Genomic DNA, 16579 nt, shown 5'->3' on the forward strand with positions numbered 1-16579 from the left:
GCCCGGTACGCATCGATGCTAACAAAAAAGCTGCCCGGAGAGAAAACCCGCGAACACGGTTTCCGTCATCGGTTGCCCGAACAGCGGGCCTTGCTGGAGATCGCAGCCGAGCGCGAGCAGGAAGGATTGCTGTGCCTCGGTCTGCACCCCGCGGGCAAGGACCTTGATGCCGAGGGGGGCGGCCATGCACACGATGGCCTCGACCATGGCGTCGCTTGCGTCGTCCTTGCCGATGGTGCCGACCAGTTCCGGCGCGAGCTTCAGTGCCCCGACCGGATAGCGATTGAGCCGGCGGATCGACATCAGCCCATGACCAAAGTCGTCTATCGCGAGGCGGACCCCCAGGGATTTCAGTGCCTGGAGGGTGAGCGCGATGTCGTCGTCGGCCGCAGCGAGCACCTGTTCGTCGAGATCCAGCTCGAGGCGGTGCGGGTCGATCTCGCTCTCGCTCAGCGCGCTGGTGACCTGCTGGACCAGTGCCCCGTGCGCAATCTGCTCGATCGCGATATTGACCGTGACCGTTGGAGATCGCCCCTGGGTCGCCGGCCATCTGCTGGCTGCACGGCATGCCGTGCGCAGTGCCCATCCGCCGAGTTCGGGTAGCCGTCCTTCATCGCGCGCCGCCGCGCCAAAGCGGTGAAAAGGGATCAGCCCCAGAAGGGGGTGATGCCAACGCATCAGCGCCTCACCGGCATGAATGGCCCCACTGCGCGCGTTGATCAGCGGCTGGAAGTGGAGTTCGAGCTGGGTGCTTTCGATTGGCGGCTGGAGCGGGGCGGGCCGGGCCGATGTGGGTTGTGAGCGGACAGCCGGCGTGTTCGCGTGCGCGGGTTCTGCCGGGCCCGGGGGCAGCACCAGTAAACGCCAGCCGGCGCGGGGTCCGGCGAGAACGCGCGCATGGAGGGGGTGGATCCGGCCCGGGGCGACGAGCCGTGCCAGCGGCGGCGCATCGCCTGCCGGCCAGCAGATGTTCAGACAATCGACGGCATCCTGGCCGATCAACTGATCGCGGCGCATGCCCAGCGCGGCGAGCGCGGCCGCGTTTGCCGCGGTGATCCGGTCGCCATCGTCGATCACCATCACCGGTTGTGCGAGCGCGGCGGCCAGCCGTGGCCATACGTTGTCGGCGGCGGATGCCGATTCCTCCTGCTTGCCGCCGGGGTCGGCGGCTTCGGCCGGCAGGTCGGGGCTCAGGATCAGGGCGTGGATGCCGGGGCGCAGCCGGGCGGCCGCGACAAAGCGGAAGTCGCGCTGGCGCCCGCCAGGCAGGGCAATTCGCAGGCTGCCGCGCATTTCGCCCTGGATCAACAAGCGGGCACGGGCGTCGAGGAAGGCGCGTTCGCCGACGAACAGATCGGCGAGCGGCTGCCCGGCAACCTGGCGGTAATCGCGCTCGAGCAGGCGACAGGCGGCGCTGTTGGCGTCGATGATGCGTTCGTCGCCGGTGATGATCAAGCCTTCGTCGATCAGTTCGAGAAGGGCCAGATACACGCCGGCCTCGGCCCCTTCCGACAGGTCGGGGACGAAGGGCTCTTCAGGATTCTCATTGCCCCGTGAGGGGCCGGCGGGATTCGGCGGCAGCATGTTCAAGGGTCCAAGCCATGGGTCGGCGTGGACTCAGCATACTCGAAGCCTGGTCGCCAAATCGGTCGAATAGCCGGGGGACGCGGGCCTATTTTCGCCCGAGTCCGCCGAGCAGTACGGCGATCGGGCGCTGCGGACGGCGCGGGGCTGCATTTTCACCGTTTGGCGGCAGTTCGCCAGCGGCGGCGACCGGTTTGGTGGACTCGTAGGGCTTGCTGAAATCGAAGCCGTCGGCGGCGATGGTCGAGCGTGGCGAACGGCCGCGACTGCCCGCACTGCTCCTGGCCGCGCGCGGTTCCGCAGTCGAGGGCGCGGCACGGCGAGACTCGGACGTCGACGGTGGAGCGCGGCGCGCCTCTGCCGGCATCGAGACGGAGTCCGTGGCCGGCCCGCTGCGGCGGCCGCGGTGGCGGGTGCCGGCCTCGAAGAACTCGGGGTCGGGGTCGAAGCCGGGCACGATCTCCTGCGGGATCTCGAGCTTGATCAGCTTCTGGATGTCGGCCAGCCAGTGCTTTTCCTCGGCGCAGACCAGCGACACCGCATTGCCCTTGTGGCCGGCGCGTCCGGTGCGGCCGATGCGGTGCACGTAGTCTTCGGCCGTGTGCGGCAGCTCGAAGTTGATGACGTTGGGCAATTCGTCGATGTCGATGCCGCGCGCCGCGACGTCGGTCGCCACCAGCACGCGGAGCTTGCCGGCCTTGAATGCCTCCAGCGTTTCGGTGCGTTGCTGCTGGCCCTTGTCGCCATGGATGGCGTCGGCCGAGATGCCGCTGCGCTCGAGGAAGTGGGCGAGCCGTCCGCACACGATCTTGGTACCGACGAAAACCAGCGCCTGGGTGTCGGGCTGATGGCGCAGCAGGTGGGCGAGCAGGTTGCGCTTCATCCCGGCCGAGACCGGGTGCACCACGTGGGTGATGGTTTCCGACACCATGTTGCGCCGTGCGACTTCGATCAGCTGCGGGTTCTTCAGCATCTGGTCGGCGAGTCGCTTGATCTCCTCCGAGAAGGTGGCCGAGAACAGCAGGCTCTGACGGCTCGCCGGCAGCAGTTCGAGAATGCGCTTGATGTCGGGGATGAAGCCCATGTCGAGCATGCGGTCGGCTTCGTCGAGCACCAGCATCTCGACCTGGCCGAGCTGGATGGTCTTTTGCTGGACGTGGTCGAGCAGTCGGCCGGGGGTGGCGATCACGATCTCGATGCCACGGCGCAGTTCCTGCACCTGGGCTTTCATGTCCACGCCGCCATAGATGCAGGTGGCACGCAGCGGCACATGCTTGCTGTAGGTCTTGACCGATTCGTACACCTGCATCGCCAGTTCGCGGGTCGGCGTCAGGATCAGCGCGCGGGTCTGGTGGCGGGCGGGCGAGGTGCTGGTGCTGGCATGGCGGGCGAGACGCTGCAGCAACGGCAGGGTGAAGCCGGCGGTCTTGCCGGTGCCGGTCTGGGCGCCGCCCAGGATGTCGTGGCCGGCAAGCACGATCGGGATTGCCTGGCGCTGGATCGGGGTGGGTTCGGTGTAGCCGGTGTCTGCGACGGCTTGCAGGAGTTCCGGGATGAGGCCGAGGTCGGCAAAACTCATGGGCGCCTTTCTGGTTGTGGCGGCTGCCGCGATGTTCCGCCTCCACCCGGGGGTGAGAAGCCGGACATGCGCCCGGGAAGAGCCCTTCGGGGTCTCAGGCGGGCGGGGCAGGCCGGGTACTTGTAAAGTGCGTGATTATACACAAGGGCCGAAAAGCGTTCTGTGACAAGTGCTTCCGTTGTGTCGGCGTGCTCCCGGCCCGGCATTCGCGCGTCCCTGCCGTCGGCAACGAGCCCGGAATCAGCGCTTCAGCGACAGGTAGGCGGTGACTTCCTCGCGATCGTGATAGAGCTGCTTGATCCTCAGGTCGTACGGCCCCACGCTGGCCAGCCGCTTCTGGATCAGGATGCGGCACTGCTCGACGGCCTCGAGCCGGCGCTTCATCGGCAGCTTGAGGTTGAAAATGGAATGACGGCAGCGGCCGGTGCCGATCCAGTCGGCCACCAGCGAGGCGATCCGGCTGGGCTGCTCGACCATGTCGCACACCATCCAGTCCACCGCGCGCTGCGGGCGCCAGGTGAAGCCGTCGGCCTTGAGGTGTTCGACCATCTCGGTGGCCATCACGGTGTCCTTCATCGGCCCGTTGTCGACCGCGATCACGCGCAGACCGCGATTGGCCAGCTGCCAGGTCCAGCCGCCGGGAGCGGCGCCGAGGTCGACCGCGCGCTGACCGGCGCGCAGCTGGTTCTCGAGCTCCTCCGGCGACAGCAGGGTCATGAACGCTTCGGCCAGCTTCAGCGTGGACCGGCTGGGTGCGTTGGAGTACATCCGCAGGCGCGGGATGCCCATCGGCCAGGGGGCGCACATGCCGGGCAGGCCGGAGGCGAGCCAGGCCGTGGTGGGGCTGGTGAACAGTACGTGCAGGGCGGGCAGGCCGGTGCGGCTCGAGCGCAGGCGGCCGGCCTTCTCGAGCGCTTTCTCGAGCGGCTCGGTAAATCGGCGACAGAAGCCGGACTGCTGCTTGGCCTGATCGGTATCCGGGGTCTCCAGCACCACGCCGGAGAAGCGCTGGCCGGAGGCATGGACCGCCGCCACGATGGGGCTGGCCCGATCACGCTCGGGCAGATCCTCGACCTTGGCGAACCACGGCAGCAGCTGGCGCGCGAACACCGGTTTGCGCCAGTCGGCAAAATCGCCGAGGGTCGAGACCGGAACCGGCTCGAACGCCTCGAACACGGCAAATCCGGTGTTGGGCTCGGTGCGCACGAAGCCGATCAGCCCGGCGTCGGCGGCGAGGTCGTCGAGTTCGGCCGCCATCTCCTTCTCGAAGCCGGAGCGGCAATAGGCGAGCAGGCCGGAGATGGCGAGACTGGTGGGCTGGGTAGGGTCGGACATGGGCAGGGGGCGCGGATGCGCTGAAGTATCATGGCGATGCGAAGCGACGCATGATAAGTCGCGCAGGCATGAATCAACAGGAGAATCGTGGATGGGCAGTGACGCAATGATCTATCGGACGCTCGGAGAGACCGGCCCGCGGGTATCCGCGGTGTGCCTCGGTACCATGACCTTCGGCCAGCAGACGGGCGAGGCGGACGCCCACTCCCAGCTCGACATGGCGCTCGAGCACGGCGTGAATTTCATCGATACCGCCGAAATGTACTCGGTGCCCAGTCGCGCCGAAACCTACGGCGCCGCCGAGACCATCATCGGTCGCTGGCTGGCACGCCAAGCGCGCGAAAAAGTGGTGCTGGCGACCAAGGTGGCGGGGCCGGCACGCAGTCTCAAGTGGATACGCGGCGGACCACTGGCGCTGGATCGGGCGAACATCCGTGCCGCGATCGATGGCAGCCTGCGCCGTCTGCAGACCGATTATATCGACCTCTATCAATTGCACTGGCCGGAGCGCAATCAGCCGATGTTCGGACAGTGGCAATACGACCCGGCCAGGGAGCGCGAATGCACGCCGATCCGTGCCCAGCTCGAGGCGCTGGCGGAACTGGTGGAGGAGGGCCGGATCCGCCATGTCGGCCTGTCGAATGAACACCCCTGGGGCGTGATGGAGTTCGTGCGGCTGGCGCGGGAGTGCGGGCTGCCACGCGTGCTGACCATCCAGAACCCCTACAGCCTGTTGAACCGGGTGTTCGAGTACGGACTGGCCGAAGTCTGCCATCGCGAGCAGGTCGGCTTGCTGGCCTACTCACCGCTTGCGTTCGGGCACCTCACCGGCAAGTATCTGGCGAATCCCGCTGCGCGCGGGCGGCTGACCGAGTTCGAGGCCTTCGGCCAGCGCTACAGCAAGCCGGGCGTTCAGCCCGCGGTGGCGGCATATGCGGCGCTGGCGCGAGCACGCGGCCTGAGCCCGACTCAACTGGCGCTGGCCTTTGTCTATCGGCGGGCGTGTGTCGCCAGCACCATCATCGGCGCGAGTTCGGCTTCACAGTTGCAGGAAGATCTGGACGCCTGGCCGGTCGTGCTGTCGGACGAAGTCGTCGAAGCGATCGACGCGATCCATATGCGCTCGTCCAATCCGGCGCCCTGAGCGTTGCGATCTCAGCGCGCTGTCGGCCTGCGCGGAGCTTCGGACGGCATGGCGGCAACAGCTATCTCGGCCTCTGCCGGTGAGTGTGCGGCCTGTCCCTTGGGTTGCAGTTGTGAGGGCACCTCGGCCAGCTTGTGCTCCATCATGTAGTCGTTCATCGACCGCCAGCCGGCAAACACGGCGGCCTTCTGCGCGCCGGGATTGAGGACATAGCAGTCCTCGAGCGAACGGCCGGATTGGCGGCAGGCGCCGCCGATCGCCTGACCCTCGGCCTCGGCCCGGGCCGCATCCCGTGCCGGGTTGGGAAGCTCGAGCAGCTCCGCCAGTTGGTCGCAGCCGGCGGTCAGTGGAAGCAGGGCCGCAAGGAGCACGAGTCGGATGGTCTTGCGCATGATGGAGCCGCGTCGGGTGGGTGTTGTCAGGATTAACGTCAATCCGTGGGAAAACTTGAACCCGCCTGCGATTGCCTGAAGCGGGCGGCGGTTTCACAAAGTTCTCACCGGGCGCGACTATAATTCTTTTATTGCCGGCGATCGCTATTTCGGTGGATCGTGGCTTCATCCTGGTCGTGAGAGAGCTACATTCCATGCATGCATTTGTTTCGAAAGCGGGTTTTCGTGTCGGCCTGAGTCTGGGTGCGGCGGCCGTCCTTTCTCTGATCACTGGCGCGGTGGCGGCGGCCCCGGCCGCGCGGGTCAAGCCGGTGGTGGTTCAGCAGATCGAACTGTTTCACCGCCTTCCGGCAGAGCGGGCGGCGTCGCTGGTCGGACTGGTCGAGCGCTTCAACGCCCAGAGCAAGGACTACCAGGTGGTAGTCGCCGAACGTGACTGGCGCGCGCCGAATGCCCCGCATCTGTTGATCCTCGAGGGCGAGGACGAAGAGAACTTCCTCGTCGGCAAACCCCGCTTCAAACCGCTGCACGCGCTGATGAAGGAGTCGGGCGGAGCGCTCCAGACCGTGCGCCCGCCGGCAATGATGACGCGCACGCCAGTAAACGCGAAGGGCCAGCTGCTGGCACTGCCGATCGGCCTGTCGACGCCGGTGCTGTATGTGAACCGTGATGCCCTGCGCCGCGCCGGGATGAACCCCGAAACCACCAGTGTGGCCACCTGGTTCGAACTCCAGGGTGTGCTCGGGCGGCTGGCCGACAGTGGCCATACGTGTCCGTACACGGTTTCCGAGCCCGGTCGCGTCATGGTCGAGAACCAGAGCGCCTGGCACAACGAACCGGTTGCCACGATGCGCGGCAAGGCGTTCGCGCCTTCGTTCAACGGCATGTTCCAGGTCAAGCATGTGGCGATGATGGCCAGTTGGCACCGGGCGCGCTACCTGCATATGTTCGACCGCGGTGGCGAGGCCGAGCAACGCTTCAGCAGCGGCGAATGTGCCGTCATTGCCGCAGCTTCCGACAGCTGGACGGACTTCCGCCGCAACGGGACCCTGGACGTCGGTGTCCTCCGCTTGCCATATCACGACGACTTCCCGGGCGCGCCGCAGAATACGCTGGCCGACGGCCCGGCAATGTGGGTCGCCGCCGGCAAGAAGGCGGCAGAGTACAAAGGCGTGGCGCGGTTCGTCAGTTTCTGGCTGCAGGCCGAGAACCAGGTCGCCTGGCAGCGCGAGACCGGTTATCTGCCACTGAATCGGGCAGGCCTGCTCGCGTCCCGCAGCGAACTGCTGGGCAATGATCTGGAAAACATCAATGTGGCGGTGGGCCAGCTCACCAACAAGCCGGCGACCAGCGATTCGATATCGCAGCCTTCGGTGGAACGGCAGAAGGTGCGGCGGATCCTGGATGAGGAGCTCGGCGCGGTGTGGGCCGATCGCAAGGCGGCCAAGGAAGCGCTCGATCAGGCCGTGGTTCGCGCATCCGGAAGCTGACGCAATGCGCTCCTGGCCGTTGCCCAGGGTGCTGGCGCATCGCTGCGGAGGCGCGCTGGCACCGGAGAACACGCTGGCCGGGCTCGACGCAGCCGCGGCCTGCGCTTGCCGCGGGGTCGAGTTCGACGTCATGCTCAGCGCCGATGGGCACGCCATTCTGATTCATGACGAATTCCTCGAGCGCACGACCAATGGTCACGGCGCAGTCGCGAAATCCACGCTCGCAGACCTGAGCCTGCTCGACGCAGGCGGCTGGTTTGCTCCCCGCTTTGCCGGCGAAGGCCTGCCGACGCTGGAGGCCGCGCTCGATCGGTGCATGGCACTCGGGCTGGCGGTCAATCTCGAGATCAAGCCGGCCGGCGGTTACGAGCCGCAAACCGGTCGCGCGGTGGCAGACTTGCTCGCTTCGATCCCCCTTGGCGGACTGCCGGGACTGGTGTTGTCGTCGTTCTCGGACGTTGCACTGGCGGCTGCCAGAGCGGTGCTGCCCCGCGCAACCTACGGGCTCCTGGTCGAGGCGTTGCCCGACAACTGGCGGAGTCGTGCCGCAGCGCTCGGTGTGCATGCCATGCACGCATGCTCGCGGACGCTGACCGCGGCCCAGATCGCGTCGGTGCGTTCATGCGGCTACCAGCTCGCGGTGTATACCGAGAACGATGCCGAACGAGCGTTCGAGCTGCTGCGGCAGGGTGTGGGCAGCGTGATCACCGACCGACCTGACCGGGTGCGTGAGGCGGACATGTCAGCCGCCTGATCCGATCCTGTTGTGTCGGCGGGACAATCTGCGGTCTGTGTTGACGCCGCTTGCAGCGCCCCCATACCATCCCGTTTTTTCCGCGAGCATTCCGTCTTGTCCGCCCAGCAGCTATTTGCGCCCATCGCCGCCGACATGCAGGCCGTGGATTCCGTCATCCGCCAGCGACTTCATTCCGATGTGGTCCTGATTCGGCAGGTCGCGGAGTACATCATCCACAGCGGCGGCAAGCGCCTGCGCCCGGCGCTGGTGCTGTTTACCGCCGGTGCCATGGGCTACCGCGGTACCCAGCACCACGAACTGGCGGCGGTCGTCGAGTTCATCCATACCGCGACCTTGCTGCATGACGACGTGGTCGACGAGTCCGAGCTGCGGCGCGGCAACAAGACCGCCAACGCGCTGTTCGGCAATGCGGCGTCGGTGCTGGTCGGCGATTTTCTCTATTCGCGCGCGTTCCAGATGATGGTCGGTGTCGACAACATTCGCGTAATGCAGGTGCTTTCCGATGCGACCAACGTCATCGCGGAGGGGGAGGTGCTGCAGCTGTTGAACTGCCACAACGCCGATGTCGAAGTCGAAGACTATCTTCGCGTGATCCGCTACAAGACGGCCAAGTTGTTCGAGGCCGCCGCCCGCCTGGGTGGAATCCTGTGTGGCGCGGACGACACCACCGAAAACCATCTCGCCGCATTCGGCATGCATCTGGGCACGGCGTTCCAGATCATTGACGATGTACTGGATTATTCAGCTGATGAGGCCGAGACCGGCAAACACCTCGGTGATGATCTGGCCGAAGGCAAACCCACCCTGCCGCTGATTCATGTCATGCAGCACGGGACTCCCGAGCAGGCGGCCCTGGTGCGCGGCGCGATCGAGAATGGTGGCCGTGACGATTTCGCGGCAGTGCTGTCCGCGATTCAGGCCACCGGCGCGCTGGACGAGGCCCGCCGCCACGCCCGGGACGAAGCGCAACGCGCGATTGACGCAATTTCGATATTGCCCCCTTCCATTTTCAGGGATGCGTTGCTACAATTATCGGACTTTGCAGTTGCGAGAAATTACTGATATTATTTCTGGCTTCGCGTGAAAGGCATCAACAACAAAAATACCGTCGGGGAATAGCTCAGCCTGGTAGAGCACTGCGTTCGGGACGCAGGGGCCGGAGGTTCGAATCCTCTTTCCCCGACCACAAATTCCCGTCAAAAAGGCCATCGAACGATGGCCTTTTTGCATTTTGCTGTCCGGTTGTAGTTCTGTCCCGCAAGGGGGCGGATCCTCGCTGCGGATTGCCTGGTTCGATGCTCAGCGGCGGGACGGCGCAGACGAGATGCCGAACTCCAACGCCGTACGCGTGACGATCCGCTGCATCAATGCGTCCGCAGCCTGTCCGCCAGCCGAGACGGTGCTGCGCCGATAGCTCAGATAAATTGCGCGGGGGTGTTCGGGGACGCGATAGACCGCGATCGATAGCGGACAGAGGGCGACGTTGTGTGCCGACTCGGTTGCCAGTCGGGCTGCGATGGCGGCACTGCAGAAAGTGTAGATCCGGGCCTCGGTGTAGAGATCGGGTCGATGGCCGAGATCCGTCGCCGTCCGTGCCAGCATGGCGCCGAAATGACTGACCGAGGGCGTCCCGATACCCTCGTCCGCAATCGCGTCGACCAGGGCCGCGTCGACGTCGTCGAATGCGGCGGGTATCTCCATCACCATCGTGTCGCCGGCCCGCGCCGGCGGCAGCGAAAGGGCCAGTACCGCCAGTACCGCCAACAAGCGGCGGTGCCGGCCGGCGGCGGGGAGAGGAAAGGGGAGGGGGTCAGAATCGGTAGGCGGCACGTACTCCACCATACACGCTGCGCCCCGGTCCGGGCTCATAGTAGCGGCCGTTGCGGTCGCCGACGATCACCGAGCCGACGTGCTTGCGATCGAATACGTTGTCCAGGCGCAGCAACTGGCTGAAAGTCCAGGGGCCGGATTGCTGTTCGGCGCCGAGGCGGAGGTTGACCAAGGTGTGAGCCGGCGCAGGGTGATCGCTGTTCAGGTCGTTGACTTCGACCTTGCTCCGATGCACCGCCTCGACCGCCGTGGTGAGACCGGCCATCGGCTTCCATGCCAGCTCGGCATAAGCGGACACCGCCGGCACGCCGGGAATGCGCTTGCCTTCCGGCACCGTGCCGAAGGCCTCGTCGTACACCGCGCGCATCACCGTCAGCGCGCCGCGCGCGCTGAGCGTGCGGGTCAGTTCGGACTCGGCGGCAAGTTCGAGGCCCTGGCGCAGGGTCTTGCCGGCGTTGGTATACGTGGTGCGTCCGCCGGCGGCACCGGCGACCACGATTTCGTCGTCGGTGGTGATCTGGAACACCGCCGCATTGATCCGGGTGGTTTCGCCGGTATACGCCTTCAGTCCGAGTTCGAACTGGCGGCTGGTCGAGGGCTTGAGGTCGAAGTTGAAGCCGCCGGCCGGCGAGTATGACAACTCGCCCAAGGTCGGCGTCTCGAAGCCGGTGCCGGCGCTGGCGTACACATTCAGCAGCGGCGTCACCCGGTAGAGCACGCCGATCGCCGGGGTGGTCTTGCGGTAACGCACCGAACCGCTGTCGTCGCCATTGGCGCCGACGATGAAAGCGTCGTCCACATCGAACTCGACGTTGCTGTGGCGCAGTCCCAGCGTCCAGTCCCACTTGCCCTGCTGCCAGCTCGCCTGCACATAGGGGTCGAGGCTGGTCACGGTGTCGGTCTCGTCGCGGCGCAGCGCCCCCTTGACCCCCAGCGTGCTGCCGATGAAGTTCTGGTAGCCTTGGCGGTCGTCCTCGGCGCGGTCGTAGTCGAGGCCGGTGGTCACCGTCAGCTTGCCGCTGCCGAGCGTGCGCTGTGCGATCCAGCGCGCGCCCACGCCGTGGAAGTCGCGATCGAACGCAATCACGCCGCCGGGGTGGGTGATCGCGCCCTGCGGGCCGGTTGGAATGGACTGGTACTGAATCACGCTGCGTTCTCCCGCATAGGCCTGCAGCTGCAGCCGGTCCTCGCCGAAGCGGCGCTCGTACACCGCCCCGCCCTGGATGTGGTCGATGCTCTTGCGCGTGCGGAACTGCAAGGCGACGGGCTCCACGTCGGTTTCGTCGCGCTGGTAGGTGTCCCAGGTGATGCCCAGGGGGTCTTCGGTGTCGGGCTGGTGCAGGCCGTTGGCGATCAGCGTGAGCTTGCTGTCCTCGTCCGGCGCGAGGGTGATCTTGGCAAAGCCCTGATCGCGTTTGACTGCGCTGTAACGGCGCTCGCCGTCCGTTTCGAAGTGCGAGGCATCGAGCACATAGCCGATGCCGTTCTTCTCGCCCTCGGCGCCGATATCGACCTTGAGCGTGCCGTGGTCGCCACCGAACAGCCCGCCGCGCACCCGCGGCGTGCCCTTGCCGTCGCGCGAAAACAACTGGATCACGCCGCCGGCATGGTTGCCATAGATGGTGGCGAAGGGGCCGCGCAAGACCTCGATGCGCTCGGCGGTGTCGAGATTGAAGGTGGCGGCCTGACCCTGGCCGTCCGGATTCGAGGCCGGAATGCCATCGGCGATCAACTTGACCCCGCGCACGCCGAAGGCGGCGCGGGCGCCGAAGCCGCGCACCGAGATCTGCAGGTCCTGGGCGTAGTTCTGGCGGTTCTGCACCACCACGCCGGGGACCGTCGCGAGTACTTCGGACACATTCACCCGCAGGCCCTCGGTACCGTTCTCGTCCAGTCGCACGCCGTCAATCGAATAGGGCACGTCGAAGGGCGAGACTTCCACCCGGCTACCGGTGATCACCACCGGACTGAGGGTCTGCTCCTGCGCATTGGCCGCCGGTACGGCTGCCATGGCGGCGAGCATGAGCGCGAGCGGAGTGGATCGGGGGCGGACGGTTTGCATGGCATGGATCCTGGTGTCGCGTGACGGCACGGCGGCAGTTCGCTGCGCGCCGGGAATGACCCGAACTCTACCCGGGGTGCGCTCGTCAGGGCCTCCGTCGAAGGGCTGGAATGGCCTCATGAAAATCATGAAACGGCCGTTTTGTCGTTCCGCACGAACGGCTCGGTGCCGGGGGGGCTGTGAGGCAGGTCCACGATCCACGACGCCGGACGGTGTCTCCAGCGAGCGCAGCAGTACCGGACCGTGGACCACCAGGCGCACGTCGTGGTCGATCGCGGCCGTCGGCGTCGACGCCCGTACCGGATAGCGGATGCCTTCCGTTCCTGCCTCCTCCCCCGGGTGCCGCGGCCACCGCCGCCGTGGCGCCCGCGCCAGACCGGCGGTTTACCGTCCTTTGTCACAAATGGCGGATTGACTGCGAGTCCACGCGCCCCGGATACTCCGCCCATGCCAATGAGTTCCGTATCTTTCCGTCCGCCCTGCGCTTCCCCGCGATCGGTATGGCAGAGCGTCGAGGAGTCCTCCCATGTCTAGCTTCGATACCCTGGTCAACGCCAACCGCCAGGGGGAGTCCGACGCTGCCGGCGAACTTGCGGCGCGGGGCAATCGCCGCCGTCTGCGCGTATTCCTGCTGGTATTCCTTGCCAGTCTGGCGATCGGTCTGGCTTACACCTACTCGCGCCCCGCCGAATACCGCGCGCAGGCCACGATCGCGGTCAAGACCGCCGCGGCCGTCCGCTCCTTGCCCGTTACCGCCGCAGCGGGGTCGGCGACCGTGACCACGGCGGCGAGCAGCGCCAATGCGGGCAGCCTGCAGGCCGAAGCTGGGGTGTTGGCGAGTCGTCCGCTGATCGAGGCGGCGCTGCCGATGCTGCGGCAGCAAGGCGTCGAACTGGCGGAGTTCGGCGCGGACCCGGTGCAGGGCATCCAGGCCGTGCTCGACGCGGAACCGGTCGCCAACACCGATTTCATCACCCTGAGCGCAACCGGCTTGCAGCCCGGGGACCTCGCCGCGATCCTGAATACGCTGATCGACATCTATTCGCGCCAGCTCATCGACAGCTACAGCAGTTCGGCTTCGACCGAGATCGAAACCCTGCGTCAGGAGCTGGCGAGCCTGGACCTGCGTCTCGCCGAAAAGCGGAAGGGACTCGACGACTTCCGGCAGTCTGCCGACATCGTCTCGGGCGAACGCGACGAAAACCAGATCCTGTCGCGGGTGAAGGGACTGTCCGCATCACTGAACCTGGCCAACGAGAAGGTCGCCCAGGCCGAAGGTCGCGTCCAGTCGCTGCGCGCATCCCTTGCCAGCGGAAAGTCGGTGGTGCGCGCACGCGACAACCCCACCCTGGCGGCGCTCGAAGCGCGCGCTTCGCAACTGCGCGAGTCGCTGCGCGAGCAGGAGCGCACCTATACGCCGCAATTCATGGACATGGATCCCGGCATCCGCGGCATCCGTTCGCGGCTGGCGGATCTCGATGTCCAGATCGCCGAACAGCGCGGCACCATGGGGCAATCCGCACTGGCAGAGGCGGAGGACGAACTGGCGGCGGCCCGACAGGTCCAGGAGCGGCTGCAGCGGCAGATCACCGAAGACCGTGCGGTGGTGCATGCGTTTTCGCGAAGCTTCAGCGCGTTCAAATCGATGCAGGACGAACTCGCACAGATGGAATCGGGCCGGCGCGGCCTGGCCGAACGCCTGTTGCGCACCGAGACCAGCGAAAAGTCGCGCATGCCCTCGGTCCAGGTCATCGAAGCCGCAACCACGCCCGGCGAGGTATGGTGGCCGCATTACACGCGCGATGCCGGGATCAGCCTCGGCGCGGCGTTCGTCCTCGGGCTGCTGGCGATGTCCGTGGTGGAAGTATTCAACCGCCCGCCGCCGCCGTCGACCGCGCCGGTGATCCTGCCGCCGCCGTGGATCTCCGTGGGCCACGACCTGGCGCCGGCGCTCGGCAACCGCATGCCATCGGCGCCGCTGCCCCGGTTCGCCGCCGCCCCTGCCCAATTGCCCGCGGCATTGACCGGAGCGCGCGAACTCACGCAGTCCGAGGTGGCCGAACTGCTCGAGGCGATGCCGGCGGATGACCGCATCTGGGCAGGCCTGCTGCTGTGCGGCGCAACGCCGGAAGAGATCCGGGGCATCGCCGGCGCGGACCTCGACCCCGAGTCCGGCCGTATCCGGCTGCAGGGCGCGTGCGCCCGCACGCTGGTGGTTCCGGCTGCCGTGTTTGCCGCGCTCGAAACGGCCGGCGCGCGCCCGGACAGTTCCGACGGGGCCGGATTCGCGATGCCGGCGTCGGACGACGAATGCAAGCGGCGGCTGCTGTGTGCGGCCCACGATGCCGGCCTCGACGAACCGGCCGAAATCACTTCGGACACGCTACGCCACACCTGTATCGCCTATCTGGTCCGGCAGGGACTCCGCTTCGGCGAACTCGACCGCATCGCCGGTACCGTTCCTGCCGATGCGCTGGCCCGGTATGCCGGTATCTCGCCGGCGGGCACGCGGCGTTCGCTCGCCCAGGTCGATCCGCTGATGCCCGCGCTCAGGACGCTGGCCGGGAGCTGATCAGGCGTTGCAATCGGGTACTGAGGGGCCAGCCGGATGCGGCATGCCCGTCAGGTGATCGCAAGCGGGCCGTGGCGCTCGAGAATCTCGAGGACGGCCGGTTCGATCGACTTGGGGACGATGACCTTGACCTGGGTCTTGTCCTCGTCCCGGTAGATCTTTTCGCGTTCTATCCCGTCGTTGACGAGTTCATCGACGACGTTGGCGAGTGCCGTGGCGTTGTCGTAGGTTGCCGTGATCGTGATCGTCATGACTGCCTCCTGCCGAAGATGCGAGCGCACCCGAGGGCTATTAGGGATGATCCTATTCAGACTAGGTTAGCCGGGCCCGATTTCAAGCGAACGACAGACTCGTTTTCTCAAGTGAGCCGGGTAGAATCGGGCTCCTGACGTCATCTGGCCCGAGCGACATCCCGAAAACGATGCCTTCCGTTGTGGTTTCTCCCCGTCGCTGCCTGGAGCTGATCTTTGCCGTCCTCGTGCCATTTGTCGCGCTGACGCTGCAGAACCAGCTCGGTGAACCGGCCCGGTTCCTGCCGTTTGTAATGTTCTATCCCGCGCTGGTGTTGAGCAGCTGGATCGGGGGACGGGTCGGTGGCGGCATTTGCATGGTGCTGTCGATCGGGCTCGTCGACTGGTTCTTCATGGCGCCCACCCATTCCTTGCTCGTCGACAATCCCGAGCATGTCGGCAAGATGGTCGTGTTTGTCACCGTTGGCCTGCTGATCATCCATGTCCATCACCGTTTCCAGCTCAGGACCGAACAATACCGGAACGTCACCGAGAACATCGACGATGTCGTCTGGGTGCTCGATGCCGAAACCCTGCGCCTGCGCTACGTGAGTCCGTCGGTCCTCAAGCAGCGTGGCTACACGCCCGAGGAAATCATCGCCTTGCCGATCGAGCTTGCGTTGACGCCCACGCTCGCGGAACGGCTGCGAGAGTTCCCGGCACGAAAGCAAGGGTTCGGGAACGTCATTACCGAAGACGTCGTCAAGGCGCGCAAAGACGGTTCGACGGTGTGGACCGAGGTGGTCATGAAGCGGGTGACGAATCCGAGAACGGGCAAGGTGGAGGTGCACGGCGTCAGCCGCAACATCGCCGAGCGCAAGAAGGCCGAAGAGCGCCTGCGCCACATGGCCCAGCACGATGCGCTTACCGACCTGCCCAATCGGGTGTTGTTCGACGAGCATGTGAGCGCCGCCTTTGCCGTGGCCCGTCGGGAGGGGGCACGATTCGGCCTGATGTTCATCGACCTCGACCGCTTCAAGGAGGTCAATGACGCCATGGGGCACCGCATCGGCGATCTGCTGATCCTGGCCGTCAGCGAGAGATTGCGGCAGGCAGTGCGCGAGTCGGACATTCCCGCACGCATCGGCGGCGACGAATTCGTCGTCCTGCTGCGCAATGTTCATCACGCCGATAACGCGCTGGTGGTGGCGGAAAAGATCCGTGTCAGGCTCGGCGCCCCGTTCACCATCGAGGGTCGCACATTTTCCATTTCGGCCAGTATCGGCATCGCGCTCTATCCCGATCACGGTGCCGACGCGATCGAGCTCGCACGGAATGCGGACGCCGCCATGTATCGAGCCAAGGAAGGCGGGCGCAATGCGGTCGTTCTGTTGGCGTAACCGCCGCGATGTGGACCCGCTCCGCGACCTTGGCGAGCTGTACGCCGACCAGTGCCTTCTTGCCGAAGGCGCAATTGAGTTCGGCGACCGTCGCGTCGGTGTCGGCGAGGCCGAAGTAGCTTCCGGCATGCCCGCCGGTGGCGAAGGCGAACTCGTGGGTCGTGTGCGTCAAGCTGTGCAAATTTGGTGGTCGTGACTCGATAC

Annotated in this window: 14 protein-coding genes and 1 tRNA gene; 8 read left to right on the top strand and 7 right to left on the bottom strand. The window is 66.2% G+C overall.

From position 1 onward, the window contains the following. Window positions 1–18: 18 nt before the first annotated feature. The 3 genes from AC3A35_RS05105 to rlmM all read right to left on the bottom strand — a co-directional run bounded on the left by AC3A35_RS05105 (window position 19) and on the right by rlmM (window position 4498). Window positions 19–1584 carry an EAL domain-containing protein gene (locus AC3A35_RS05105; protein ID WP_487434837.1) on the bottom strand — a complete coding sequence of 522 codons (1566 nt, stop codon included), beginning with the start codon at window positions 1582–1584 and terminating at the stop codon, window positions 19–21. 88 nt (window positions 1585–1672) lie between these two features. Then, window positions 1673–3163 (bottom strand): DEAD/DEAH box helicase, encoded by a 1491-nt coding sequence (locus AC3A35_RS05110; RefSeq protein ID WP_487434838.1) that lies wholly within the window; start codon window positions 3161–3163, stop codon window positions 1673–1675. Between the two features lie 240 nt (window positions 3164–3403). Beyond that, the gene (rlmM, locus tag AC3A35_RS05115; protein WP_487434839.1) at window positions 3404–4498 is read right to left on the bottom strand and encodes a 23S rRNA (cytidine(2498)-2'-O)-methyltransferase RlmM; all 1095 of its coding nucleotides are present in this window, start codon (window positions 4496–4498) and stop codon (window positions 3404–3406) included. A gap of 106 nt (window positions 4499–4604) precedes the next feature. Here rlmM and AC3A35_RS05120 point away from each other — a divergent pair, with 106 nt between their 5' ends. Continuing rightward, window positions 4605–5642 carry an aldo/keto reductase gene (locus tag AC3A35_RS05120; protein WP_487435367.1) on the top strand — a complete coding sequence of 346 codons (1038 nt, stop codon included), beginning with the start codon at window positions 4605–4607 and terminating at the stop codon, window positions 5640–5642. A gap of 11 nt (window positions 5643–5653) precedes the next feature. Here AC3A35_RS05120 and AC3A35_RS05125 read toward each other — a convergent pair whose 3' ends face one another. Then, the gene (locus tag AC3A35_RS05125; protein ID WP_487434840.1) at window positions 5654–6034 is read right to left on the bottom strand and encodes a hypothetical protein; all 381 of its coding nucleotides are present in this window, start codon (window positions 6032–6034) and stop codon (window positions 5654–5656) included. Between the two features lie 71 nt (window positions 6035–6105). On the opposite strand from AC3A35_RS05125, the gene AC3A35_RS05130 reads away from it, so the two are divergent. From AC3A35_RS05130 to AC3A35_RS05145, 4 genes are all read left to right on the top strand, one after another. Continuing rightward, entirely contained in the window at window positions 6106–7524 is a 1419-nt protein-coding gene (locus AC3A35_RS05130; protein ID WP_487434841.1) for an extracellular solute-binding protein, read from the top strand. Window positions 7525–7528: 4 nt separating this feature from the next. Further along, complete coding sequence (gene ugpQ, locus AC3A35_RS05135; RefSeq protein WP_487434842.1) at window positions 7529–8278, top strand: glycerophosphodiester phosphodiesterase; 750 nt, start codon at window positions 7529–7531, stop codon at window positions 8276–8278. 96 nt (window positions 8279–8374) lie between these two features. Then, on the top strand, window positions 8375–9343 hold the full coding sequence (gene ispB / locus AC3A35_RS05140; protein ID WP_487434843.1) for an octaprenyl diphosphate synthase: 969 nt from the start codon (window positions 8375–8377) through the stop codon (window positions 9341–9343). Window positions 9344–9390: 47 nt separating this feature from the next. Then, window positions 9391–9467 (top strand) — tRNA-Pro (locus tag AC3A35_RS05145). Window positions 9468–9580: 113 nt separating this feature from the next. On the opposite strand, the gene AC3A35_RS05150 is transcribed toward AC3A35_RS05145, so the two are convergent. Together AC3A35_RS05150 and AC3A35_RS05155 are read right to left on the bottom strand one after the other, a co-directional pair. Then, window positions 9581–10048 (bottom strand): DUF302 domain-containing protein, encoded by a 468-nt coding sequence (locus tag AC3A35_RS05150; protein ID WP_487434844.1) that lies wholly within the window; start codon window positions 10046–10048, stop codon window positions 9581–9583. Between the two features lie 43 nt (window positions 10049–10091). Beyond that, on the bottom strand, window positions 10092–12173 hold the full coding sequence (locus tag AC3A35_RS05155) for a TonB-dependent receptor family protein (protein ID WP_487434845.1): 2082 nt from the start codon (window positions 12171–12173) through the stop codon (window positions 10092–10094). Window positions 12174–12699: 526 nt separating this feature from the next. Here AC3A35_RS05155 and AC3A35_RS05160 point away from each other — a divergent pair. After that, a complete protein-coding gene (locus AC3A35_RS05160; RefSeq protein ID WP_487434846.1) occupies window positions 12700–14745 on the top strand; it encodes a hypothetical protein in 2046 nt (681 codons plus the stop codon). A gap of 50 nt (window positions 14746–14795) precedes the next feature. On the opposite strand, the gene AC3A35_RS05165 is transcribed toward AC3A35_RS05160, so the two are convergent. Next, a complete protein-coding gene (locus tag AC3A35_RS05165) occupies window positions 14796–14996 on the bottom strand; it encodes a hypothetical protein (RefSeq protein ID WP_487434847.1) in 201 nt (66 codons plus the stop codon). Window positions 14997–15178: 182 nt separating this feature from the next. On the opposite strand from AC3A35_RS05165, the gene AC3A35_RS05170 reads away from it, so the two are divergent. Together AC3A35_RS05170 and AC3A35_RS05175 are read left to right on the top strand one after the other, a co-directional pair. Next, the gene (locus tag AC3A35_RS05170; RefSeq protein WP_487434848.1) at window positions 15179–16375 is read left to right on the top strand and encodes a diguanylate cyclase domain-containing protein; all 1197 of its coding nucleotides are present in this window, start codon (window positions 15179–15181) and stop codon (window positions 16373–16375) included. Next, complete coding sequence (locus tag AC3A35_RS05175; protein WP_487434849.1) at window positions 16353–16571, top strand: hypothetical protein; 219 nt, start codon at window positions 16353–16355, stop codon at window positions 16569–16571. The genes AC3A35_RS05170 and AC3A35_RS05175 overlap by 23 nt, the downstream gene beginning before the upstream one ends. Window positions 16572–16579: the final 8 nt, after the last annotated feature.

The organism is Azoarcus sp. Soil_N_20 (assembly GCF_057656155.1).